The organism is Actinomadura parmotrematis (assembly GCF_019458805.1).
Classification (GTDB): Bacteria; Actinomycetota; Actinomycetes; order Streptosporangiales; family Streptosporangiaceae; genus Spirillospora; species Spirillospora parmotrematis.
In genome coordinates this window covers 282817-305249 of the sequence record NZ_JAIBOA010000008.1, presented here as the reverse complement: position 1 = coordinate 305249, position 22433 = coordinate 282817, and the positions used below count along the sequence as shown (strand labels likewise).

Sequence of the window (22433 nt, the reverse complement as noted above, 5' to 3'; positions counted from 1 at the left end):
GGCGGCCCTCAGTCCTGGAACTCGGGGATGACCTTGGTGGCGAACATCTCCAGGTTGCGCTTGACGGTGTCGAGCGGCAGCACGCCCTGCTGGCCCTGCATGAACAGGCCGAACCACTCCAGGTCGGGCATCCGGTCGAGCATGCGCTGGATGCCGCGCTTGACGTCGTCGGGGGTGCCGAGCAGCGCCATCTCGACCTCGTTCATGCGCTTGAAGTCGCCCTTCTCCGGCGAGATCGGCTTGTGGCTGTCGTCCTCCTTCTTGCGGAGGACCTCCAGGTAGCCGAACGGGCCGAAGAAGGAGGCGAAGTCCTTCTGCATGCCCTTGCCGTAGGTGGCGATGGCCTCCTCGCGGGTGTCGGCCATGCCGACGATCTTCAGGATGCCGGTGTGCTCGCCGAGCTTGTAGTCCTTGCCCTGGCGCGCCGACTCCTCCTGGTAGAGCTTGGCCTTGGCGGCGTGCTCGTCGGGGTTCGGGGTGAACATCCAGGGCAGGATGCCCTCCTGCGCGGCGCGCACGACCGAGCGGTCGGAGACGGTGAAGGGCTGCCAGAGCTCGGGGTGGGGGCTCTGGTAGGGCTTCGGGCAGACCGAGACCGACTGGATGACGCCGTTCTCGTCGATCTCGCCGGGGGCGCCGAAGGTCCTGGTCCACTCCTGCGCCGGCCAGCCCTCGATGCCGCTGTAGGGGTTCGGCACCTCGTAGTCCAGCACGTCGCTCTTGTAGCGCAGGGTGTCGTTCTCCCAGGCCATCTTCATGATCTTCAGCACCTCGCCGAAGACGTCGAAGTTGCGGTCGTCGGACTTGGAGCCGTCCGAGCGGGCCGCGGCGGCGTGCCAGCGCTGGCCGAGGACGTTGGCCCAGCGGGCCTGGTAGCCGCGGGCGACGCCGAGGCGGAGCCGGCCCTTGGAGAAGTGGTCCAGCAGAGCGACGTCCTCGGCGGCGCGGATCGGGTCCCAGGCGGGCAGCACCAGGCCGAGCGGGGCGAGCAGGATGCGCTCGGTGCGGGCGGCGAGGTCGGTGAGGAACATGAGCGGGTTCACCGAGAACTCGAAGCCCTCGGAGTGGAAGTGGTGCTCGGTCATCATGAGCGCGTCGAAGCCGATCTGGTCCGCGTGCACCGCGATCTCGCGGACCTCGTCCAGCAGCTTCTGGTACGACTCGACGTCGCGCCCGATCGGCCGCTTGGCCTTGGCGTTCTCCTCGCTGGCCCAGCCGGACCCGGGGATCTGGGGGTTGAGGAAGATAGAGAACTTCACGCGGACATCTCCTTGTCGATATCGCCGAGCCATGCGCCCACGACGAACAGGAACTCCTCCGGCCGCTCTGCGTGCAGCCGGTGCCCGCCGCCGGGCCAGACCTCGGCCCGGGAGGCGGGGTGCTTGAACAGGCCGCCCTCCCAGGCGGCCGAGCCGGCCTGCGCCGCCGACCAGCACGACAGCACCGGGCAGGCGCGCCCGGCGAGGTAGCGCTCGGCCGCCGGGCGGACGCCGAAGGCGCCCTCGCCGCGGTACATCGCCGGGAACGCCTCGGCGAGGGCCTGCGGCGCGGTGCCGAGGATCTTGCGGCGGTGCCACTCGCGCAGCCAGCGGGGCGACGCGGGCGTGTAGCACCAGGCGTCGTTGGCGAGCGCGGTGGCGTAGGGGTCGGCGGCGAGGCCGTCGTACATCGCCGGGAAGTACGCGGCGACCTCCTCGGGCTGCCCGTAGCCGGGGTCGACGCAGACGAGCGCGCGGACGCGGTCCGGGTGCTCGACGGCGAGGGCCGACACCACCAGGGTGCCGAGCGAGTGGCCGATCGCGACGACCCGCTCGACGCCGAGGCGGTCGAGCAGCGCGACGAGGTCGGCGGTGAAGTCGGCCGTCCGGTAGCCGGTGGCGGGCGCCGAGGAGCGGCCGTGGCCGCGCAGGTCGGGCGCGATCACGCGGCGGCGCTCGGCGAGGGCGGGGATGTGGAAGGACCAGTCGGCCGAGTCGGCGCCGTAGCCGTGCACGAGCAGGACGGGGTCGGGGCTCGGGGCGCCGGGCGCGGCGTCCGGCGCGTCGTCGGTGTAGAAGAGACGCACCTCGCCGAGGTCTGCGTACGCCATGCTGCTCCTCCCGGCGCCGTGGTGCCGTGCCGTCGCTCCCGAACAAGCGCACGCTACATCAATCGCCGTCACCCGAGCAATCGCTTGGTCGCCTCGGTAGGGTGTGACCCGTACCGCTCGCCGAGAGGAGCCCCCGGATGCGGCTGGGTATCACGATGTTCACGACGGACCGGACCGCGCAGCCCCACGAGCTGGCGCGCGAGGCCGAGGCCCGCGGCTTCGCCTCGCTCTACATCCCCGAGCACACCCACATCCCGGTGGCGCGCCTCACCCCGCCGCCGACGGGCGACGCGACGCTCCCCGAGGAGTACGCGCGGTCGCTGGACCCGATCGTCGGGCTCGCCGCGGCGGCGGCGGTGACCGAGCGGATCGTCCTCGGGACGGGCGTGATGCTGCCCGCGCAGCGCGAGCCGATCGTCACGGCCAAGGCGCTCGCGACGCTCGACCACCTGGCGCCGGGCCGCGTCTCGCTCGGCGTCGGGTTCGGGTGGAACGTCGAGGAGGCCGCCGACCACGGCGTGCCGTGGAAGCGGCGGCGGGCGATGGCGCGCGAGCACGTGCTGGCGATGCGGGAGCTGTGGACGGCCGAGGAGGCGGCGTTCCAGGGCGAGTTCGTGAAGTTCGACGCGAGCTGGTCGTGGCCGAAGCCGGCGGCGCGCATCCCCGTCCTGCTCGGCGGGGCGCCGGGGCCGACGCTGTTCGCGCACATCGCCGAATACGGCGACGGGTGGATCCCGATCGGCGGCGCGGGCGTGCGGGACGCGGTGCCGGCGCTGCGGCGGGCGTGCGAGGAGGCGGGGCGGGAGATGGTGCCGATCGTGCCGTTCGGCACGCTGCCCACCCCGGAGAAGCTGGAGTACTTCGCCGGGATGGGCATCGAGGAGGTCGTGCTGCGGGTGCCGCCGGGCGGCCGCGACGAGGCGCTCGCGACGCTGGACGCCTACGCCCGCGACTACCTGTGAGTCAGCGGACGATCGGGAAGACCAGCCATTTGGGGAAGCGGTAGTAGACGGCCTTGCCGGCCTTGATCGCCCCCATGATGAGCACCACGTAGCTCGCGACGCTCTCGAACAGGACGGGGATCAGCCAGAGCGCGAGGACGGCGGGCTGGTCCGCCAGGATCGCCGGCGGCACGATGGCGATCAGCGGTACCACCATCACGATCAGCGCGGTGATCTGGTGGTTCAGCGACTGCGCCGCGTGGAAGCGCACGAACGGCGACTCGTTGCGCTTGGCGAAGTAGACCGCGAGCGGCGCGACGAACCCGACCAGCAGCGTGCCGAGGTAGGCGGCGAGACTCCAGGTGATCTCGTCGGTGCCCTGCATCGCGGGCCGCTGCCCCTCGGGTCCGGGCTCGCCGAGCGGGCGCCCGTACCCGGGCGGCGGGCCGTGGCCGCCGGGCGGGCCGTAGCCGGGCGGCTGCCCGTAGGGGGCGCCGTAGGGCGGCGGCTGCTCGCGGGGCGGGCCGTCCTCGGGGGAGGGGTCTTGCGGGAGGGGGTCGGGGCCGCCCTGCGGCGGCGGGGCCCAGTCCGTCACTGGCGTGCTCCCGTCAATGGAATGATCTTCCCCGAACCTACCGCGACGGGGACGGAGAGCCCATGCCGTCAGGCGAGCCGCTACGGCCCGACGATCCGGCCCGCATCGGGCCGTACACCCTGCTCGGGCGTCTCGGGGCGGGCGGGCAGGGCGTCGTCTACGCGGGGGCCGCGCCGTCGGGCGCGCGGGTCGCGGTCAAGCTGCTGCGCGCCGGCTTCGACGACCGGGACGCGCGCGCCCGCTTCCTGCGCGAGCTCGACACGGCCAAGCGGGTGTCGCAGTTCTGCACGGCGGCGGTGCTGGACGCCGACGCGGTGGGGGACCGGCCCTACATCGTCAGCGAGCTCGTGGACGGCCCGCCGCTCCAGGAGGTGGTGCGCGAGCGGGGACCGCTCGCGGGCGGCGCGCTGGAGCGCCTCGCCGTCGGGACCGCGACCGCGCTCGTCGCCATCCACCGGGCCGGGGTGGTCCATCGCGACCTGAAGCCGCACAACGTGCTGCTCGGGCCGGACGGGCCGCGCGTCATCGACTTCGGCATCGCGCGGGCGCTCGACGGCGCCACGCTGACCGCGGGCGGCATCGTCGGCACGCCCGCCTACATGGCGCCCGAGCAGTTCTCGGGGGAGCGGGCGGGACCGGCCTCGGACGTGTTCGCCTGGGCGGGCACGATGGTGTTCGCCTCCTGCGGTCGGCCGCCGTTCGGCAACGACAGCCTGGCCGCGGTGTCAGGGCGCATCCTGCACGCCGAGCCCGACCTCGGCGGCCTCGCAGGTCCGCTCCGCGACCTGGTGGCGCGCTGCCTCGGCAAGGACCCCGCGCACCGCCCGACGGCGTCGCAGGTGCTGGAGACCCTGCTGGGACGGCGGGCGCTGCCGCCCGCCCCGGAGACGCCGACGGTGGTGCCGGGCCAGGACGCGACCGCCGCGTCCGCGCGGCGGGCACCCGTCCGGCGGACGCGCCTGCTACTGCTCGGCGTCGTCGGCGTCTTCCTGGCTGCGGCGCTCGCCACAGGGCCGGCGCTGCACTCGGCGTTCTCCTCCGATCCGCCCGCCGCGCCCTCGCCGAGCGCGTCGGGCCGGCCGGCGCCGGCCGGGTTCGCGCCGGGCTTCGCCGGGACCTGGACGGGGCGGGTGCGGCAGAGCGACGGCAAGGTGCTGACGGTGATCCTGAAGCTGCCCGCGGGGAGCGCGCGCGGGACCGTCCGCTACCCCGGCCAGCGCTGCTCCGGCACCGAGACGCTGCTCGGGCAGACCGGCGAGGTGCTGACGCTGCGCGAGCAGATCACCGGCGGCGCCGCCCGCTGCGTGGCGGCCGGGACGGTCACGCTGGCCCGGCGCCCCGGCGGGCTGACCTTCAACTACACCGCCGCGAGCAAGGGCCGCACGTGGGCGGTCGTCGGCTCGCTCGCCCGGACGCCCTGACGGGGGCGCGGCCGGTCGGGGTCAGTCGAAGACGATGACCGAGCGGGCGACGGCGCCGGACTTGACGTGCTCGACGGCCTCGTTGATCTCGTCCAGGGGGACGCGCTCGGAGACGAGGCCCGCCAGGTTGAGGCGGCCGCGCCGGTACAGGTCGACGAGCATCGGCAGGTCGCGGGCGGGGGTGGCGTCGCCGCCCTGGGTGCCCATCAGGCGGCGCGACCCGAACAGCTGCGCGGGCGGGATCTCCAGGTTCTTCCCGGCGGCGGGGCTGCCGACCATGACGGTGGTGCCGCCCGGCTGGGTCGCGGCGAACGCCTTGGCGAGGACGGCGGGCACGCCGGTGACGTCGAAGGCGTAGTCGGCGCCGCCGCGGACGATGCCGCCGACCTGCTTCGGCAGGTCGTCGGCGAGGACGGTGTGGGTGGCGCCGAACTCCTCGGCGAGCTTCAGCTTGGCGTCGACGACGTCGGCGGCGATGATCGTGGTGGCGCCGGCGAGCACCGCGCCCTGCACGACGTTCAGGCCGACGCCGCCGCAGCCGACGACGAGGACGCTGGAGCCGGGCTCGACGCGCGCGGTGTTCAGCACCGCGCCGACGCCGGTGACGACGCCGCAGGCGGTGAGCGCGAGCAGGTCGAGCGGGGCGTCCTCGGCGACCTTGACGCACATCGCCTCGCCGACGACGGCCCGCTCGGCGAACGAGCCGATGCCGATGTAGGGGCGGACGACCTCGCCGCCGATCGACAGGCGGGTGGAGCCGTCGGCCATCAGCCCCATGATCGCGGTCATCCGGGCCCGGCCGCTGCAGAGGTGCGCGCGGCCGCGGGCGCAGTTGCGGCAGCGCCCGCACGGCCCGTTCATCGCGATGATGACGTGGTCGCCGGGCTTGACCGAGGCGACGCCGGGGCCGACGGCCTCGACGACGCCGGCGCTCTCGTGGCCGAGCACGCAGGGCAGGTGGGAGACGACGGGGCTGGTCCCGGCGATCGACTTCAGGTCCGAGCCGCAGACGCCGGACGCGGCCACCTTGACCAGCACCTCGCCGGCCTGGGGCGCGGCGACGGTCACCTCCTCGACCCGCAGCGGGGCGTGGAACTCCCGCAGCAGCGCCGCCCGCATCGTCGTGCTCGTCACGTCTCCGCCTCCTGAAGGCCCGTGCCGGCAGGGCCGTGGCCGTCCGCGTCCGGCCGGGGCGCCCGGACCGGCCTCACGCTAGCACCAAGCATTTGCTTGGTCGAGGGGGCGGCGTGCCAGATCAGGGCGTTGACAGGGAATCGGCGGCTTCCTACGCTCCACCCCAAACGAGCGCTAGGTTGCGATCCCACCCCCGGAGGCACCATGACGTCCACGACCCACCGCGTGCTCACCTTCGGCGCCGCAGCGGGGCTGCTCGCCGCCGGGCTCGGCGCCTGCGCCACCGACGGCACCTCCTCCGCGGCGGGCGCGGCGGGCGTCACCAAGGACGCGATCAAGGTCGGCGGGGTGCTGACGGTGACCAGCGCGACCGGCTACTCGACCGGCGGCTCCGAGCTCGGCGCCAAGGCCCGGTTCGACCGCGCCAACGCCGAGGGCGGCGTCCACGGCCGCAAGATCGACTACGTGGGCACCGAGGACGACGGGATGCTGCCCGACAAGGGCGCGGCGGGCGCCAAGAAGCTCGTGCAGCGGGACAAGGTGTTCGCGCTCGTGCCGGTGAGCGCCCCGCAGTTCGGCGGCGCGGAGTTCCTGGAGCAGCAGAAGGTGCCCTGGTTCGGCTGGGCGACCGGCCCGTTCTGGTGCGGCAAGACCAGCGCGTTCGGCTTCAACGGCTGCCTCGCCCCGAAGCCCGGCCAGCAGACCCAGACCTGGTGGGGCAACCAGGTCGCCGCCCAGATCGGCGGCGCCAAGGGCAAGACGGTGTGGATCCAGGCGACCGACTCCACCGCGTCCAAGTACGGCGTCGCGACGATGGGCAAATCGTTCACCGCCGCCGGGTTCACCCTCGCCGGCAGCTCGGCGGCGCTGCCCGCGCAGGCCCCGCCGCAGGACTGGTCGCCCTACGTCAACAAGATCATGAAGAGCGCCGGGGGGAAGGCGCCCGACGTGCTCGTGTCGGTCATGGCGGGCGGCAAGTTCAACAGCGGCCTCTACGCGGCGCTGAAGGAGGCCGGGTTCAAGGGCCTCATCACCGACGCGACCTCCTACGACCCGAAGGCGGTCGCCGACCCGCAGGCCGCCAGGGCCCTGGACGGCGTCTACGCCGCGCCGCAGTTCGAACCCTACGAATCGGACGTCCCCGAGGTCGCGAAGATGAAGGCCGACCTGCGGAAGGCGGGCGGCCCGAGCGCCGTCCTCGACCAGCACGCCGCGATCGGCTACTGGTCGGCGGACGTGTTCCTGAAGATCCTGGAGAAGACCGGCGAGGACGTCACCCGCGACGCCTTCTTCAAGGCCGCGAACGGCTTCGACTACCAGAACAAGGGCTTCGGGCAGATCGCCTACCCGGCGGGCAAGACCGCGTCCAACGGGTGCGGCGCGCTCGTCCGGCTGAGCGGCGGCGAGTTCGTCGTGGCCCAGCACCTCAAGTGCTTCCCCAACACCACCCTGTAGCGCCGTGGAGCTCCTCGGCTACGTCCTGAGCGGCCTGGTCACCGGCGCGATCTTCGCGCTGCTGGCGGCCGGGCTCACCCTGTCGTACTCGGCGACCGGCGTGTTCAACTTCGCGCACGGCGCCCTCGGGTTCCTGTCCGCCCTGCTGTTCTTCGAGCTCACCAGCGGCGCCGGGCTGCCCGCCTGGCCGGCCGGCGCCGTCACGGTCCTGGTGGTCGCGCCGCTGCTCGGGTACGCGCTGCACCGGCTGATGTTCCGGGGCCTCGCGGCCGCGGGGGAGACGGCGCAGATCGTCGCCACCATCGGGCTGACGATCGCGCTGCCCGCCTTCGGCCTCTGGGTGGTGGACGTGCTGACCGGCACGTTCGGCCTGGACCTGCCGAAGGTCACCGAGGGCGCGTCGGCGCGCGGCCTCGGCCCGCGCCCGGTGCGCGCCTGGCACCCGCTGGACGGCGTCACCCTCGACTCCGACCAGCTCACCACGTTCGCGCTCGCCGTCGTCGCGGCCGTGGCGCTCTGGGCGCTCCTCCGGCACACCCCGCTCGGGCTGCGGATGCGCGCGACCGTGGACGGCCGCGACCTCGCCGGGCTGCGCGGGGTGGACGCGGGCGCCGCGTCCGCGCAGGCGTGGATGCTGAGCTCGGTGCTCGCCGCGCTCGCGGGCGTCCTCGCGGTGCCCGCGCTCGGCCTGGACTCCAACGCCTTCACCGTGCTGCTGTTCGCGTCGGCGACGGCGGCGGTGTTCGGGCGGCTCCGCTCGGTCCCGGTCACGTTCGCCGCCGGGCTCGCGCTCGGCGTCGTGCAGAACCTCGTCGCCGGGTACGCCGGCTTCGCCGAGAAGGTCACCGGGTTCCGCACCGCCGTCCCGGCGATCCTGCTGTTCGCCGGGCTGCTCGCGCTGAACATCGGGCGCGGCCGCGCCGCCGGGACCATCGCCGAGGACGTCCCGCCGCCCGACTACCTGGCCGACCTGCCGCGCTGGCGGCGCGCCCTGCCGTGGACGGCTGCGGTCGCCGCGCTGCTGGTCTGGACGTTCACCCGCGCGCCGGACGACTACTGGGCGGGCCTCGTCGCGCAGGGCCTCGTGCTCGCCCTGGTGTTCTGCTCGTTCGTCGTCGTCACCGGCGTCGGCGGCATGGTCAACCTCGCCCAGGCGAGCTTCGCCGCGCTCGCCGCCCTCGCCGCCGGGCTCGCGTTCGGCAAGGGCCTGCCGTTCCCGCTCGCGGTGCTGGTCGGGGTGCTCGCGGCGGTCGCGGCGGGCGTCGTCGTCGCGCTGCCCGCGCTCCGCCTCGGCGGCCGCGTCCTCGCGCTCGCCACGCTCGCCCTCGCGCTGCTCGCCGACCAGGTGCTCTTCCAGATCGACGCGTTCAGCAACGGGACGGTCGGCTGGCGGCTCCCGGCGTTCTCGCTCGGCGTCGGCACGACCGGCGACGCCCGGCTGCGGATCGTGCTGCTCCTCGTGATCATCGGGCTGACCGGCCTGCTGATCCGCAACCTGGAACGCTCCGCGTCGGGCCGCGCGGTGCTCGCGGTGCGGTCCGCGCCCGCCGCCGCGCAGGCGATCGGCGTCTCGGCCACCCGCGCGAAGATCACCCTGTTCGCGCTGGCGTCCGGGATCGCCGGGCTCGGCGGCGTCCTCTACGCGACGTTCAACGGGCAGGTCACCTCGACCGACCTGCCCGCCCTCACCGGCTTCGTCTGGCTCGCCGTCGTCGTGCTCCAGGGCGTGCGGCGGGTCGGCGGCGCCGTCCTCGGCGGCCTGATCATGGTGCTGTTCCCCGAGGCGCTCGGCACCGTCACCGACTCGCCCTACGTCGGCACCATCCTGTTCGGCCTCGGCGGCGTGGTCCTGGCCCGCCACCCCGACGGCGTCCTCGCCCAGTTCGCCGAGCTGCGCTACCGGCGCCGCAAGCGCCGCGACCGCCTCGCCGAGGTCGCCGGGCTCGCCGAGCCCGCGGCGGCGCCGCCGTCCGAAGGCCCCGCGATGCTGCGGCTGGAGGGCGTCGTCGCCGGGTACGGCGACGCGACCGTGCTGCGCGGCGTGGACCTGGAGGTCCCGGCGGGCAGCGTCGTCGCGCTGCTCGGCGCCAACGGCGCGGGCAAGTCCACCGCGTGCGCCGTCGCGGGCGGCGCGGTCGCCCCGGCCGCCGGGCGCGTCCTGCTGGACGGCGCCGACGTCACCGCGCTGCCCCCGCACCGCCGCGCCCGCGAGGGCCTCTACCTCGCACCCGAGGGGCGCGGGGTGTTCCCCGCCCTCACCGTCGAGGAGAACCTCACGCTCTGGCTGCCCGCGGCCGCCGACCGGGAGGACGTCTACCGGCGGCTGCCGCGCCTCGGCGAGCGCCGCGCCGTCGCGGCCGGGGCGCTGTCGGGCGGCGAGCAGCAGATCCTCGCGCTCGCGCCCGCGCTCGTCCGGCCGCCCAAGGTGCTCATCGCCGACGAGCCGTCGCTCGGCCTCGCGCCGCTCGTCGTCGCGCAGGTCTTCGAGCTGTTCGGCGAGCTGCGCGACCGCGGCGTCGCGCTGCTGGTGGTGGAGGAGAAGGCCGGCGAGGTCCTCGCGCTCGCCGACACCGTGGCGTTCATGAGCCTCGGCCGCGTCACCTGGGCGGGCGCCCGCGCCGCCGTCGACGAGGACCGGCTCACCTCGGCCTACCTGGGCCTCGCCGGCCGGGAGGAAGCATGATCGAGATCGACGGGGTCGGGGTCCGGTTCGGCGGCGTGCACGCCCTCCGCGACGTCGCCGTCACCGTGCCGCAGGGGCAGACCTGCGGCGTCATCGGCCCGAACGGGGCGGGCAAGACCACCCTGTTCGACGTCGTCACCGGGCTGCGCCGCCCGAGCGAGGGCACCGTCCGGCTGGCCGGCCGCGACCTCGCCGGGACCGGCGCGGTGGGGCGCGCCCGCCTCGGCGTCCGCCGCACCTTCCAGCGGCCGCAGGTGTTCGGCCGCCTCACCGTGATCGACAACGTGCTCGCGGCGTCGGAGTGGCGCGGCGGCGGGGGCGGCCTCGCCGCCGACCTCGTCGGCTGGCGCGGCCGCCGGCGCCTGGAGCGCGAGCGCCGCGAGCGCGCCGCCGCCGTCCTGGAGCGCTGCGGCATCGCCGCCCTGCGCGACGCCTACGCCGCCGACCTGCCCATCGGGCAGCGCCGCATGGTGGAGCTCGCCCGCGCCATCGCCGACGACCCCGCCGTGCTGCTGCTGGACGAGCCGACGTCGGGCCTGGACGAGGAGCAGGCCGCGCTGTTCGCCGAGGTCGTCGCCGGGGTGGAGGCGACGGTGCTGCTCGTCGAGCACGACGTCGGGTTCGTCATGGGCGCCTGCGAGCGGATCGTGGTGCTGGACCTCGGCCGCGTCATCGCCGACGGCGACCCGGCGTCGGTGCGCGACGACCCGGCCGTCCGCGCCGCCTACCTCGGCTGATATCCGGACGCCGGGGCACCGCCGGGTCCGGACATACCGATTCCCGCGCAAACGGCGGACGTCCGTGACGGACCGGTTTCATACTGTGCACGACGCTGGGAGGCGGTGCTGTGGACGGTGCATGGCGGGACGGTCCGTGGCCGGAGCCGTCCGGGCGGTCCGAGAGCGGCCTCCCGGCCGAGGCGAGCAGCTTCGTCGGCCGGTCCCGGGAGCTGGCCGAGCTCGGCCGCGCCCTGGAGCGGTCCCGCCTGGTCACGCTGACCGGGCCGGGCGGCGTCGGCAAGACGCGGCTCGCGCTGCGCGCCGCGCACGAGCGGGCCGGGCTCTTCTCCGGCGGCGTCCGGCTGGTCGAGCTGTCGGCGCTCCGGGACGGCGCGCTGCTCGCCGAGACGATCGCCGAGGCCGTCGGCGCGCCCTCGCCCGCGCGGGTGCCGGCGCGGCTCGGCACCGGCCGCTGCCTGCTCGTCCTCGACACCTGCGAGCACCTGGTCGGCGCGTGCGCGCCGCTCGTGCGCGACCTGCTGCGGCGCTGCCCGGCGCTGCGGGTGCTCGTCACCAGCCGCCAGCCGCTCGACCTGGACGGCGAGCGGGTGCTGCCCGTCCGGCCGCTGCCGGTCGCCGCCCGCCGCGACGGCGACCGCGGCGGGGACGGCGGGGACGGGGAGGCGGTCGCGCTGTTCGCCGAGCGCGCCGCCGAGGTCGTCCCGGGGTTCGCGGTGACGGCCGCCAACCGGGACGCCGTCGCGCTGCTCTGCCGCCGCCTCGACGGCATCCCGCTCGCGATCGAGCTCGCCGCCGTCCGGCTGCGCAGCATCCCGCTGGAGCGGCTGCTGAACCACCTCGACATCCTGTTCTGGATGCTCGACAACGGCCCGTCCGAGCTCGCCCGCCACCAGACGCTGCGCACCACCGTCGGGTGGAGCCACGAGCTGTGCGCCCCGCTGGAGCGGCTCCTCTGGGCGCGGCTGTCGGTGTTCGCCGGCGGGTTCGACCTCGCCATGGCCGAGCGCGTCTGCGCCGACGACCGGCTCGGCCGGGTCGGCGTCGGCACGCTGCTGCACGGCCTGGTCGACAAGTCGATCGTGCAGCGCACCGGCCCGGACCGCTACGTCATGCTCGACACGCTCCGCGAGTACGGCGCGGCGTGGCTGGACGCCGTCGAGGACGCGCGGCCGCTCCGCGTCCGGCACCGCGACTGCATGATCGACCTGGCGGCGCGGGCGGGCGCGGCCTGGCTCACCGGCGGCGGGCTCGGCTGGGTGCGGCGGCTGGAGGCCGAGCGCGACAACCTGCGCGCCGCCCTGGAGTTCTGCCTGGGCGCCGCGGGCGAGGCGCGCACCGGGATGCGGCTCGCGGTGGCGCTCTGGCCGGTCTGGGCCTGCGGGTCGCGGTTCGCCGAGGCCCGCCTCTGGCTGGACCGCGTCCTCGCCGCGGTGCCCGCGCCCGTCCCCGAGCGGGCGGCGGCGCTCTGGCAGGCCGCCCACGTCCGCACCTGCCAGGGCGACTCCCCGGAGGCGCTGCCGCTGATCGCCGAGGCGCTGAAGCTCGCCGACCGCGCCGGGGACCGGCACGGCTACGGCCGCGCGCAGCGCACCCTCGGCGCCGCCGCCACGTTCATGGGCGACCGCGACCGCGCCGCGGCGGCGTTCGCCGAGGCCCGGCGCGCCCTGGAGGGCGGGCCGCGCGCCGACCTCGTCCTGCTGCACTTCCTGTCGGGGTTCCACCTGGCGCGCCACGGCGCCCCGCGCCGCGCCCTCGCCGAGTGCGACCGCGCCCTCCGCCTGCTGGAGGGCGTCGCCGGCGAGTGCTGGGGACGCGCCTGGGCGCTGTACGTGCGGGCCCTCGCGCACTGGTTCCTGGACGAGATCGACGACTGCGCCCGCACGCTGCGCGCCTGCGTCGCGATGTTCCGCCGCGTCGAGGACCCCGTCGGGCTCACCAGCGCCCTGGAGCTGCTCGGCTGGGTCTGCGCGCGGCGGCGGCGCTACGAGGAGGGCGCCGTGCTGCTCGGCGCCGCGTCCCGCTACCCCGACAAGGTCCCGGTGCCGCGGCTCGGCGACCCCGCGCTGGAGGACCTGCACACCCGCCTGGAGGCGCAGGCCCTGGCGGCGCTCGGGCGGGAGCGCTACGGCGAGCACCACCGCCGGGGGCGGGTGCTCGCCGTGGACGAGATCGTCCGGTTCGCCTGCGACGACCTGGCCGGCCCGTGACCGCATCCGGGCGTCCTGGCCCGAGGCGGCCCCGGAATGTCGGAGGGGGCGGCCATAATCCCGGCGTGACCGAAGACGAGCTGCGCGACCTGGACGACGTGCTCACCTTCATGCTCGCCCGCGGCGAGGCGGACCCCGGGCGGCTGGCCCGCGGCGCCGCCGAGCGGCTCGACCTGGAGCGGGTGCCCGCCGAGACGCTGGGCGCGCTCATCGGGGCGGCGCGGGCCGGGTACCTGGAGGCGCAGCGTGCCTGGACGGGGCCGCTCGACGCCGAGCGGCTGCTCGCCGCCCTGCGCGACCTGGACGTCTCCGGCATCGTCGCCCGTGCCGACTTCGCCTGCTGCGGTGTCTGCGCCGACACGGAGATCGCCGCCGAGCGGCCCCGGGGCGAGCGGGCCGACGGCTACCTCTACTGCCACTCCCAGGACATCGATCGCGCCATCAAGGGCGGCGGCTTGCACCTGGCGTTCGGCGCCTTCGGCGGCGGCGATCCGGCCGCTGTCGCCCGCCGCGCCGTCGCCGCGCTGGAGGGCCGGGGCCTCCGCCCCCGCTGGGACGGCGACCCGGACGGCCGCGTCCTCGTGCCGCTCACCTGGCGGCAGCGGTGCCCCGAGGGCGAGGGACCGCTCAGCGTCCGCACCTTCAACGGGAACGGTCCCGACCTCGACGGCGAGGTGGCGATGTCGTTCGCGACCTGCCGCGGCCTGCTCTACGCGCTGCCCCCGGTCGACGGCAACTTCCTCGTCTGCGAGGGGCCCGGCGGCGCCGTCGTGCAGGGCATGTGGGAGAGCGGCCCGCTCCGGTTCTGGATGGAGACGCTGGACGAGCCCGCCGCCCGCTCCCACGGCCGTCACGTCACGCTGGACGAGGCGGTCGAGGTGCTGCGCGCGCTGGCCGAGGAGGGGCGGGTCGCGCTCGGCGACGGCGGCCCGCTGGAGACCGTGCTCTGGCAGGCCGAGCCGATCCCCTGACCGCCCACCCCCTAGAATCCAGTTCGGTACTCACGCCGGGAGGCTGGATGAGCGGGACCGACGCGGTGATGCGGCGCGTGTTCGCGGTGCGCGAGCGCGAGGCGATGGACGCGGCGACGGAGGCGGCGCTCGCCGGGCTCGCCGCCCGCGTGCGGGAGCTGACCGAGGCGGTCGTGCACACCGCCGTCGACCCGGCCGAGGCGGCCGCCGTCGCCGCCGAGGTGGCCGCGCTGGCCGCGCGGCTGAACGCCGCCCGCCGCGCCGAGCCGCCGATCGCGCGGATCGGCGGGAACGGCCTCGTCCGCCAGCTCGCCAACCCGGTGAGCGGCGCGCTGAACCCGGTCGCGCCGCCCGTCGAGATCGAGTTCACCCCCGACGGCGGCGTCCGGACCGCCTTCACCCTGAACGGCGTCTACGAGGGCCCGCCGAGCTTCGTGCACGGCGGCGTCTCGGCGATGGTCCTCGACCAGCTCCTCGGCGCGGCGGCCGCCGCGAACGGCACGCCGGGCATGACCGCCACCCTGGAGCTGCGCTACCGCCGCCCCACCCCGTGGGGCGTGCCGCTCACCGCGACGGCGAAGGTGTCGCGGGCCGAGGGCCGCAAGACCTGGGCGGACGCCGTCATCGCCGGGCCGGACGGGCGGACGACCGTCGAGGCCACCGCGATGTTCATCATGCCGGTCGGCGCGCACGGCGACGGCGGGTCCAGCGGCGACGTCGCCGACGGGGACGCCCCGCGCGGCTGACGGCCGCTCAGGTGAACCGCTGGCCGCCGTTGACGTCGATCGTCGCGCCGGTGGTCGCCGCGGCCAGGTCGGAGGCGAGGAACAGCACGGCCCGCGCGACGTCCTCCTCGGTGGCGATGCGGCGGAGCGCCATCGCGGCGACGTCGCGCGCCCGGACCTCCTCGTACGGGACGCCCTCGGCGTCGGCGCGGGCGCGCATCCAGTCGTCGAGCACGCCGCTGGCGATCCAGCCGGGCGCGACGCAGTTGACGCGCACGCCCGACGGGCCGAGCTCGTCGGCGAGGCAGTGCGACAGCAGGTGCACGGCGGCCTTGCCGGCGGCGTAGTCGGAGCGGCCCGCGTAGCCGGTGCGGCTGGACATCGAGGTGATGTTGACGATCGAGCCGCGGCCCGCCGCCACCATGTGCGGGGCGAGGTGGCGGCAGGCGAGGAGCGTCCCGTAGGCGGCGGTCTCCACGGCGCTCCGCCACTGCTCCAGGTAGGCGTCGTCCATGTCCAGGACGTTCTTGCGGTGGGTGCCGGGGAAGGCGGCGTTGACGAGGACGTCCACCCGCCCGAACCGGTCGATGACGGCGGACGCGAGGCGCCGCGCCTGCGCGGGGTCGGCGATGTCGGTCGGGACGGCGAGCGCCTCGCGCCCCTCGGCCCGCACCTGAGCGGCGATGCCCGCCAGGACGTCCGCGGAACGGGCGGCGACGGCGACGTCGGCGCCCTCGCGCGCCATCAGCACCGCCAGCGTGCGGCCGAGGCCGGGCCCGGCACCGGTGATCACCGCGACCTTGTCGGAGAGCAGCATGCGCGTTACGGTACCAAGCGATCGCTAGTTTGGTTACTCGCGGAGGTCGTGTGGAGCTCACCTTCACCCCGCGGCAGCGGGCGTTCCGTGCCGAGGTGCGGGACTGGCTCGCCGCCCACGTGCCCGCCGGGCCGCTGCCGTCGATGGACACCGCGGACGGGTTCGCCCGGCACCGCGCCTGGGAGCGCGCGCTCGCGGACGCGGGCCTCGCCGCCGTGTCCTGGCCGGTCGAGTACGGCGGCCGCGGCGCCGGCCTCATCGACTGGCTGATCTTCGAGGAGGAGTACTGGGCGGCCGGCGCGCCCGGCCGCGTCGGCCAGAACGGGATCTTTCTGCTGGCGCCGACCCTGCTCGCCTACGGCACCCCCGAGCAGAAGGCCCGCCACCTGCCCCGGATGGTGCGCGCCGACGACGTGTGGGCGCAGGCGTGGTCGGAACCGGAGGCCGGCAGCGACCTGGCGTCCCTCCGCGCGACCGCGACCCCCGACGGCGACGGCTGGCGGCTGAACGGCCAGAAGACCTGGAGCTCGCGGGCCGCCTACGCCGACTGGTGCTTCGGCCTGTTCCGCTCCGACCCCGGGTCGTCGCGGCACCGCGGCCTCACCTACTTCATGCTGCCGCTCGACTCGCCCGGCGTGACGGTCCGCCCGATCGCGCAGCTCGACGGCGAGCACGGCTTCGCCGAGATCTTCTTCGACGACGTGCGGGTGGGCCCGGACGGCGTCCTCGGCGGCATCGGGCAGGGCTGGAAGGTCGCGATGGCGACGACCAGCTCCGAGCGCGGCCTCACCCTGCGCAGCCCCGGCCGGTTCATGGCGACCGCCGACCGGCTGCTGGACCTCGCCCGCACCAGCGCCGACCAGACCCTCCGCGACGCGGCCGTGCGGGCGTGGAGCGACAGCGAGGCGTACCGGCTGCACACCTTCGCCGCCGCCGCGCGCCTCGCCGAGGGCGAGGAGCTCGGCGCCGCGTCCAGCCTCATGAAGGTGTTCTGGTCCGAGCTGGACCTGCGGATGCACGAGCTGGCCCTCGACCTGCTCGGCCCGCGCGCGCCGCTCGCGGGCCGCTGGCTGGACGGGTTCCTGTTCGCCCTCGCCGGCCCCATCTACGCCGGCACCAACGAGATCCAGCGCAACATCATCGCCGAGCGCGTCCTGGGGCTGCCACGATGAAGTTCTCGTTCACCGACGACCAGCGGATGCTCGCGGGGGCCGTCCGCGAGGTCCTGGAGAAGAGCTGCCCGCCCGAGACGGTCCGCGCGGCCGCCGGGGGAGAGCGGCCCGGCCCCGCCTGGCGGGCGCTCGCCGATGTCGGGCTGCTCGGCGCGCACGTCCCCGAGGAGCACGGCGGGCTCGGCCTCACCCCGCTCGACACCGTCCTGGCCTTCGAGGAGACCGGCTGGTTCGCCGTCCCCGGCCCGCTCGTCGAGACGGCCGTGGCGGCGCCACTGCTCGTCCCGGACGCCCGCCTCGCCGAGATCGCCGCGGGCACGCTCGTGGTGTCGGTCGCGAGCCCGCTGCTGCCCGACGCCGACATCGCCGACCTGCACGTCGTCGGCGACCGCGTCGCGCCCTCCGGCGAGACCGACCTGACCCGCCACACCTCCGCCGACGCGGCCCGCCCGCTGTTCTCCGCGCCCCGCGACGAGCTCCCGGCCGGCCCCGCGTTCGACCGCGCCGCGCTCGCCACCGCCGCCCAGCTGCTCGGCCTCGGCCGCCGCCTCCGCGCCGAGGCCGTCTCCTACGCCGGCCAGCGCCGCCAGTTCGGCGCCGTCATCGGCTCCTTCCAGGCGGTCAAGCATCAGCTCGCCGACGTCGCGATCGCGTTGGAGTTCGCCGCGCCGCTCGTGCACCGCGCCGCCTACGCCCTCGCGCACGACGCGCCGAGCGCGCCCCGCGACGTGTCGGCCGCCAAGGACGCCGCGTCCCGCGCCGCGCACGGCGCCGCCCGCACCGCCCTCCAGGTGCACGGCGCGATCGGCTACACCGACGAGCTGGACCTCCAGCTCTGGCTGAACCGGGTGTGGGCGCTCCGCCCGGCCTGGGGCGACGACGGCCTGCACCGCGCCCGCCTCCGCGACGCGCTGCTCGGCGACGGCCCGGCCGCGGAGCGGCTGCCGTGAGCGTCACCATCGCCAGCGACGTCGGCGGCACCTTCACCGACGTCGTCCTGCTCGGCGGCGACGGCACCGTCCGCGTCGCCAAGACCCTCACCACCCCCGCCGACCCGACCGAGGGCCTGCTGCGCGGCGTCGCGCAGGTCATCGGGGATGCGGGCGCCGCGCCCGCCGACGTCACCCGGTTCGTGCACGCGACGACCCTCGCCACCAACGTCATCCTGGAGCGCACCGGCGTCCCGGTCGCGTTCGTCACCACCGAGGGGTTCCGGTCGATGCTCGCGCTCGGCCGCCAGGCCCGGGTGGAGGAGGACCGCTACGACCTCGCCTACGTCCAGCCCGACCCGCCCGTGCCGCTCGCCCTCACCTACGCCGTGCCCGAGCGCATCGGCGCGGACGGCGCGGTGCTGCGGCCGCTGGACGAGGACGCCGCCGACGCGGTGGCGCGCCGCATCGCCGCCGACGGCGTCGCCGCCGTCGCGATCTGCCTGCTGCACTCCTACCGCAACGCGACGCACGAGGAGCGCCTCGCCGAGATCATCGCGGCCCGGCTGCCGGCCGGCGTCCCCGTCGTCACCTCCGCCGCCGTCTGGCCTGAGATCGGCGAGTACGAGCGGGCCACCACCACCCTCATGTCGGCCTACGTCGGGCCCGTCATGGCGTCCTACCTGGAGCGCCTCGGCGCCCGCCTCGCCGCGCTCGGCGTCGACGCGCCGGTGCACGTCATGGAGTCGGCGGGCGGCGTGCTGCCCGCCGCGCTCGCCGCGTCCCGCGCCGTCTACACCATCGAGTCCGGCCCGGCCGCCGGGGTGATCGCGGCGGCCCGGCAGGGCGCCCGGCACGGTCTCGCCGACCTCATCTCCTTCGACATGGGCGGCACCACCGCCAAGGCCGGGCTCGTGCGCGGCGGCCGCCCCGGCATCACCCACGAGTTCCAGGTCGGCGGCAAGGGCAGCTTCGGCGGCCGCCGCCCCGGCACCGGCGTCCCCATCAAGGTCCCCGCGATCGACCTCGCCGAGGTCGGGTCGGGCGGCGGGTCCATCGCCTGGGCGGACGCCGGGACGCTGCGCGTCGGGCCGCGCTCGGCGGGCGCCGACCCCGGCCCCGCCTGCTACGGGCGCGGCGGGACGCTGCCGACCGTCACCGACGCCGACCTCGTCCTCGGCTACCTCGCCGGGTTCGGCGAGTTCGCGCTGGACGCCGGCCGCGCCCGCGCCGCGATCGCCGAGCACGTCGCCGGGCCGCTCGGGGTGGACGTCGTCGAGGCCGCCGCCGCGATCCACGACATCGCCAACGCCCAGATGGGCGCGGCCGTGCACGTGGTGACGGTCCGGCGCGGCATCGACCCGCGCGGCTTCACCCTCGTCGCGCTCGGCGGCGCCGCCCCGACGCACGCCGTCCGCCTCGCCGCCGGGTTCGGCATCGCCCGCGTGCTGATCCCGCCGCAGGCCGGCGTCGGCTCCGCCGTCGGGCTGCTGCACGCCGACCTCGCCATCGAGCGGGCCCGCACCTTCCTCGCCCCCGTCAACGAGCTCACCTCCTGCTCGGCGAGCGCGGGCGGCCTCCGCGACCTCGCGGACGCGTTCGACGCGCTGGAGGACGCCGCCCGCGCCGACCTGTCGGCCACCGGCGACGCCGAGGTGACGCGCTCGGTCGGCGTCCGCTTCGTCGGGCAGGCGCACGCCTTCACCGTCGACCTGCCGCCCGGCCCGATCACCCCCGGCACCGTGCAGCGCGCCGCCGAGGAGTTCTACAAGCGCTACCACGAGTCCTACGGCATCGACCTGCGCGACCCCGCCGAGCTCACCACCGCCCGCGTCCGCGTCGTGCTGCCCGCCGGGGAGCACGCCCCGCCCGCCCCGCCCGGCGCCCCCGCCGGGACGGGCGGCGCCCGCCGCGTCTGGCTGGACGGCGCGTTCCGCGAGGTGCCCGTCCACGACCGCGCCGCGTGCGCCGGGGAGTTCGCCGGGCCGTGCGTCGTCACCGAGCCGCAGTGCTCGCTGCTCGTCCCGCCCGGCTGGCGCGGCACCGTCACCGCCGAGGGCGCCCTGCTGGTCGAGCCCGACGCCGGAGGAGAGGCATGACCGACGACCGGCTGACCGCCGAGATCCTGCGCAACGCGCTCTGCGTGGCCGCCGAGGAGGCCAGCATCGTCGTCGTCCGCTCGGCGTACTCGGCGTTCATCGTCGAGGGCGCCGACGCGGCCGCCGCGATCCTGGACGCGCGCGGGCGCCTCGTCGCGCACTCGCTGTCCACCGCGCTCATCCAGTGCGCCAGCCTGCGCAGCGCCCTGCCGCACCTGCTGAAGGCCCACCCCGCCGCCGCGATGCGGCCCGGCGACGTGTTCGTCCTCAACGACGTCTACCAGGGCGGCATCCACGCCAACGACCTGCTGGTGTTCCGGCCGGTGTTCGTGGACGGCGCCCCCGCCTACTTCACCGGCACCCTCATCCACGTCGCCGACCTGTCCGGCCTGTCGGCGGGCGGCATGGCCTCCGACGCCACCGACGTCTACCTGGAGGGCCTCCAGCTCCCGCCCGTCCGCATCGCGACCGCCGACGGCCTGGTGGACGACATGGTCGCCGTCCTCGCCGCCAACAGCCGCACCCCCGGCAAGCTCGTCGGCGACCTGCGCGCCCTCATCGCGGGCGCCAACGTCGCCGCCCGCCGCCTCGACGAGATCATCGAGGCGCACACCCCGGCCGGCCTCGCCCGCGGCGTCGAGGACTACCTCGCCCACACCGAGGCCCGCATGCGCGCGGGGCTCGCCGCGCTGCCCGCCGGCACCGGCCGCGGCGCGTACGTCCTCGACGACGGCCACCGCATCGCCGTCGAGGTCACCAGCGACGGCGCGGGCGGCCTCACCGTCGACTTCGACGGCACCGACGAGCAGGTGCCGCTGCCGGTCAACTCCGGGTTCTCCCAGACGCACGGCGGCGTCATGTACGCGGTGCGCTGCTTCGTCGACCCCGCCCTGCCGATGAACGAGGGCTGCTTCGCGCCCGTCGACGTCAAGGTCCCCCTCGGCAGCCTCCTGCACTGCACCCGCCCCTACCCGGGCGGCGGCCGGTTCGGCGCCGTCGCCGCCGCCGAGGAGGCGGTGCTCGCCGCCGTCACCGCGCTCCGCCGCGCCGGCGGCGTCGCCGCCTCGGGCATCCTCCAGGCGTTCAGCATCAGCGGCGTGCACCGGCCCTGGCTGCACATGGCGTTCGACCTCGGCGGCAGCGGCGCCCGCCGGGACCACGACGGCGCCGACGCCACCGGCGCCCTGTTCGGCGGCGGCCGCAACATCGTCCCCCAGGTCGAGCCGGTCGAGGCGCGGCTGCCCGTCCGCGTCGAGGAGGTCGCCCTCATTCCGGACTCGGGCGGCCGCGGCCGCACGCGCGGCGGCCTCGGCACCCGCACCGTCCTCCGGATGCTGGAGGACGCCCGCGTCGACACCCGCGGCGACCGGCTGCTCCGCCCGCCGCCCGGCGCCGCCGGCGGCGAGCCCGGACGCGCCGGCGGCTACTACCGGCTGCGCGCCGACGGGACCCGCGAGCCGCTCGGCACCAAGGCCACCCGCCAGCCCCTCGCCGCCGGCGAGGCCCTGGTGGTGGAGACCTCCGGGGGCGGCGGCTACGGCGCCCCCGCCGGACGCGACCCCGCCGCGGCGCGCCGCGACGCGGCCGACGGGAGGACCGCGTGAAGTTCGGAGTGCCGCTCGGCCTCGTCCACCCCGGCGCCTGGCGCGACCTCGCCGTCCGCGCCGACGGGCTCGGCTACGAGTCGGTGTGGCTCGCCGAGCACCTGGTGTTCGCCACCGACCTGTCCACCGCCACCTACCCCGGCACCGACCGGCCCGGCATCAAGCCGGCGACGCCGCTGTTCGACGCGCCCGCCTACCTCTGCGCGCTCGCCGCCGTCACCGAGCACGTCCGCCTCGGCACCGCCGTCCACCTCTTCGGGCTGCGGCACCCCTTCGTCGCCGCCCGCGCGTTCGCGACCCTCGACCAGATCTCCGGCGGCCGCGCCATCGTGGGCGTCGGCGCCGGCTGGTACGAGGGGGAGTGGATCGCCGCCGGCGTCGACTTCGCCACCCGCGGCAAGCGCCTCGACGAGGCCATCGCGGTGGCGCGGCGCCTGTGGACCGAGCCCGCCGTCGCCCACGACGGCGAGCACTTCGCCTTCCCCGAGGTCGCGTTCGAGCCGAAGCCCGTCCAGGCGCGGCTGCCCGTCCTCGCGGGCGGCGAGTCCAAGGCCGCCCTCCGCCGCGCCGCGACGCTGTGCGACGGATGGATCAGCATGCCGCAGACCCTCGACGGCGCCCGCCCCCAGATCGAGCGGCTGCACGCGCTGCGCGCGGAGGCCGGCCGCGCGGACGAGCCCTTCGAGATCACCGTGCACGCCTACGAGCTGTCCGGCCCGGACGAGATCGCCGCCTGGGAGGCGCTCGGCGTCGACCGGCTCATCGTCCGCCCCTGGACGCGGTCCCGGGAGGCCGTCGACCGGCTCGCCGACTTCGCCGCGGAGTACGGCGTCACCCCGCCGTGAGGGGGC

The 22433-nt window shown here is 76.0% G+C and carries 18 protein-coding genes; 13 read left to right on the top strand and 5 right to left on the bottom strand.

Translation table 11 applies throughout. From position 1 onward, the window contains the following. Positions 1 to 8: 8 nt before the first annotated feature. Positions 9 to 1259 (bottom strand): LLM class flavin-dependent oxidoreductase, encoded by a 1251-nt coding sequence (locus K1Y72_RS15215; protein WP_220166948.1) that lies wholly within the window; start codon positions 1257 to 1259, stop codon positions 9 to 11. Continuing rightward, a complete protein-coding gene (locus K1Y72_RS15210; protein ID WP_220166947.1) occupies positions 1256 to 2089 on the bottom strand; it encodes an alpha/beta fold hydrolase in 834 nt (277 codons plus the stop codon). Before K1Y72_RS15210 ends, K1Y72_RS15215 begins: the two co-directional genes overlap by 4 nt. Positions 2090 to 2226: 137 nt before the next feature. Between K1Y72_RS15210 and K1Y72_RS15205 the strand changes: the two genes are divergently transcribed. Next, the gene (locus K1Y72_RS15205; RefSeq protein WP_220166946.1) at positions 2227 to 3051 is read left to right on the top strand and encodes a TIGR03619 family F420-dependent LLM class oxidoreductase; all 825 of its coding nucleotides are present in this window, start codon (positions 2227 to 2229) and stop codon (positions 3049 to 3051) included. Between the two features lies 1 nt (position 3052). Here K1Y72_RS15205 and K1Y72_RS37155 read toward each other — a convergent pair whose 3' ends face one another. Next, positions 3053 to 3625 (bottom strand): DUF4870 domain-containing protein, encoded by a 573-nt coding sequence (locus K1Y72_RS37155; protein WP_220166945.1) that lies wholly within the window; start codon positions 3623 to 3625, stop codon positions 3053 to 3055. A 62-nt stretch (positions 3626 to 3687) separates the two neighbouring features. On the opposite strand from K1Y72_RS37155, the gene K1Y72_RS15195 reads away from it, so the two are divergent. Further along, positions 3688 to 5046 carry a serine/threonine-protein kinase gene (locus K1Y72_RS15195; RefSeq protein ID WP_220166944.1) on the top strand — a complete coding sequence of 453 codons (1359 nt, stop codon included), beginning with the start codon at positions 3688 to 3690 and terminating at the stop codon, positions 5044 to 5046. Positions 5047 to 5067: 21 nt separating this feature from the next. On the opposite strand, the gene K1Y72_RS15190 is transcribed toward K1Y72_RS15195, so the two are convergent. Continuing rightward, positions 5068 to 6165, bottom strand: a complete 1098-nt coding sequence (locus K1Y72_RS15190) for a zinc-binding dehydrogenase (RefSeq protein ID WP_220166985.1) — start codon at positions 6163 to 6165, stop codon at positions 5068 to 5070. 219 nt (positions 6166 to 6384) lie between these two features. Between K1Y72_RS15190 and K1Y72_RS15185 the strand changes: the two genes are divergently transcribed. The 6 genes from K1Y72_RS15185 to K1Y72_RS15160 all read left to right on the top strand — a co-directional run bounded on the left by K1Y72_RS15185 (position 6385) and on the right by K1Y72_RS15160 (position 14982). Then, positions 6385 to 7635 carry an ABC transporter substrate-binding protein gene (locus tag K1Y72_RS15185; RefSeq protein ID WP_220166943.1) on the top strand — a complete coding sequence of 417 codons (1251 nt, stop codon included), beginning with the start codon at positions 6385 to 6387 and terminating at the stop codon, positions 7633 to 7635. Positions 7636 to 7639: 4 nt separating this feature from the next. Next, positions 7640 to 10318 carry an ABC transporter permease subunit gene (locus K1Y72_RS15180; protein ID WP_220166942.1) on the top strand — a complete coding sequence of 893 codons (2679 nt, stop codon included), beginning with the start codon at positions 7640 to 7642 and terminating at the stop codon, positions 10316 to 10318. Then, positions 10315 to 11055 carry an ABC transporter ATP-binding protein gene (locus K1Y72_RS15175; protein WP_220166941.1) on the top strand — a complete coding sequence of 247 codons (741 nt, stop codon included), beginning with the start codon at positions 10315 to 10317 and terminating at the stop codon, positions 11053 to 11055. Before K1Y72_RS15180 ends, K1Y72_RS15175 begins: the two co-directional genes overlap by 4 nt. Positions 11056 to 11165: 110 nt before the next feature. Further along, the gene (locus tag K1Y72_RS37150) at positions 11166 to 13265 is read left to right on the top strand and encodes an ATP-binding protein (RefSeq protein WP_220166940.1); all 2100 of its coding nucleotides are present in this window, start codon (positions 11166 to 11168) and stop codon (positions 13263 to 13265) included. A gap of 65 nt (positions 13266 to 13330) precedes the next feature. After that, positions 13331 to 14236 carry a DUF6891 domain-containing protein gene (locus K1Y72_RS15165; protein WP_220166939.1) on the top strand — a complete coding sequence of 302 codons (906 nt, stop codon included), beginning with the start codon at positions 13331 to 13333 and terminating at the stop codon, positions 14234 to 14236. 47 nt (positions 14237 to 14283) lie between these two features. After that, positions 14284 to 14982: a PaaI family thioesterase gene (locus K1Y72_RS15160; RefSeq protein ID WP_220166938.1), complete on the top strand. Its 699-nt coding sequence runs from the start codon at positions 14284 to 14286 to the stop codon at positions 14980 to 14982. Positions 14983 to 14989: 7 nt separating this feature from the next. Here K1Y72_RS15160 and K1Y72_RS15155 read toward each other — a convergent pair whose 3' ends face one another. Then, positions 14990 to 15778: an SDR family oxidoreductase gene (locus K1Y72_RS15155; RefSeq protein WP_220166937.1), complete on the bottom strand. Its 789-nt coding sequence runs from the start codon at positions 15776 to 15778 to the stop codon at positions 14990 to 14992. Positions 15779 to 15828: 50 nt separating this feature from the next. Here K1Y72_RS15155 and K1Y72_RS15150 point away from each other — a divergent pair, with 50 nt between their 5' ends. The 5 genes from K1Y72_RS15150 to K1Y72_RS15130 are packed head-to-tail and all read left to right on the top strand — an operon-like array spanning position 15829 to position 22427. Then, complete coding sequence (locus K1Y72_RS15150; RefSeq protein WP_220166936.1) at positions 15829 to 16950, top strand: acyl-CoA dehydrogenase family protein; 1122 nt, start codon at positions 15829 to 15831, stop codon at positions 16948 to 16950. Further along, positions 16947 to 17900, top strand: coding sequence for an acyl-CoA dehydrogenase family protein (locus tag K1Y72_RS15145; RefSeq protein WP_220166935.1), 954 nt, complete (start codon positions 16947 to 16949; stop codon positions 17898 to 17900). The genes K1Y72_RS15150 and K1Y72_RS15145 overlap by 4 nt, the downstream gene beginning before the upstream one ends. Continuing rightward, on the top strand, positions 17897 to 19978 hold the full coding sequence (locus tag K1Y72_RS15140) for a hydantoinase/oxoprolinase family protein (protein ID WP_220166934.1): 2082 nt from the start codon (positions 17897 to 17899) through the stop codon (positions 19976 to 19978). Before K1Y72_RS15145 ends, K1Y72_RS15140 begins: the two co-directional genes overlap by 4 nt. After that, the gene (locus tag K1Y72_RS15135) at positions 19975 to 21582 is read left to right on the top strand and encodes a hydantoinase B/oxoprolinase family protein (RefSeq protein WP_220166933.1); all 1608 of its coding nucleotides are present in this window, start codon (positions 19975 to 19977) and stop codon (positions 21580 to 21582) included. Before K1Y72_RS15140 ends, K1Y72_RS15135 begins: the two co-directional genes overlap by 4 nt. After that, positions 21579 to 22427 carry a TIGR03619 family F420-dependent LLM class oxidoreductase gene (locus tag K1Y72_RS15130; RefSeq protein WP_220166932.1) on the top strand — a complete coding sequence of 283 codons (849 nt, stop codon included), beginning with the start codon at positions 21579 to 21581 and terminating at the stop codon, positions 22425 to 22427. Before K1Y72_RS15135 ends, K1Y72_RS15130 begins: the two co-directional genes overlap by 4 nt. The last annotated feature ends 6 nt before the right edge of the window (positions 22428 to 22433 follow it).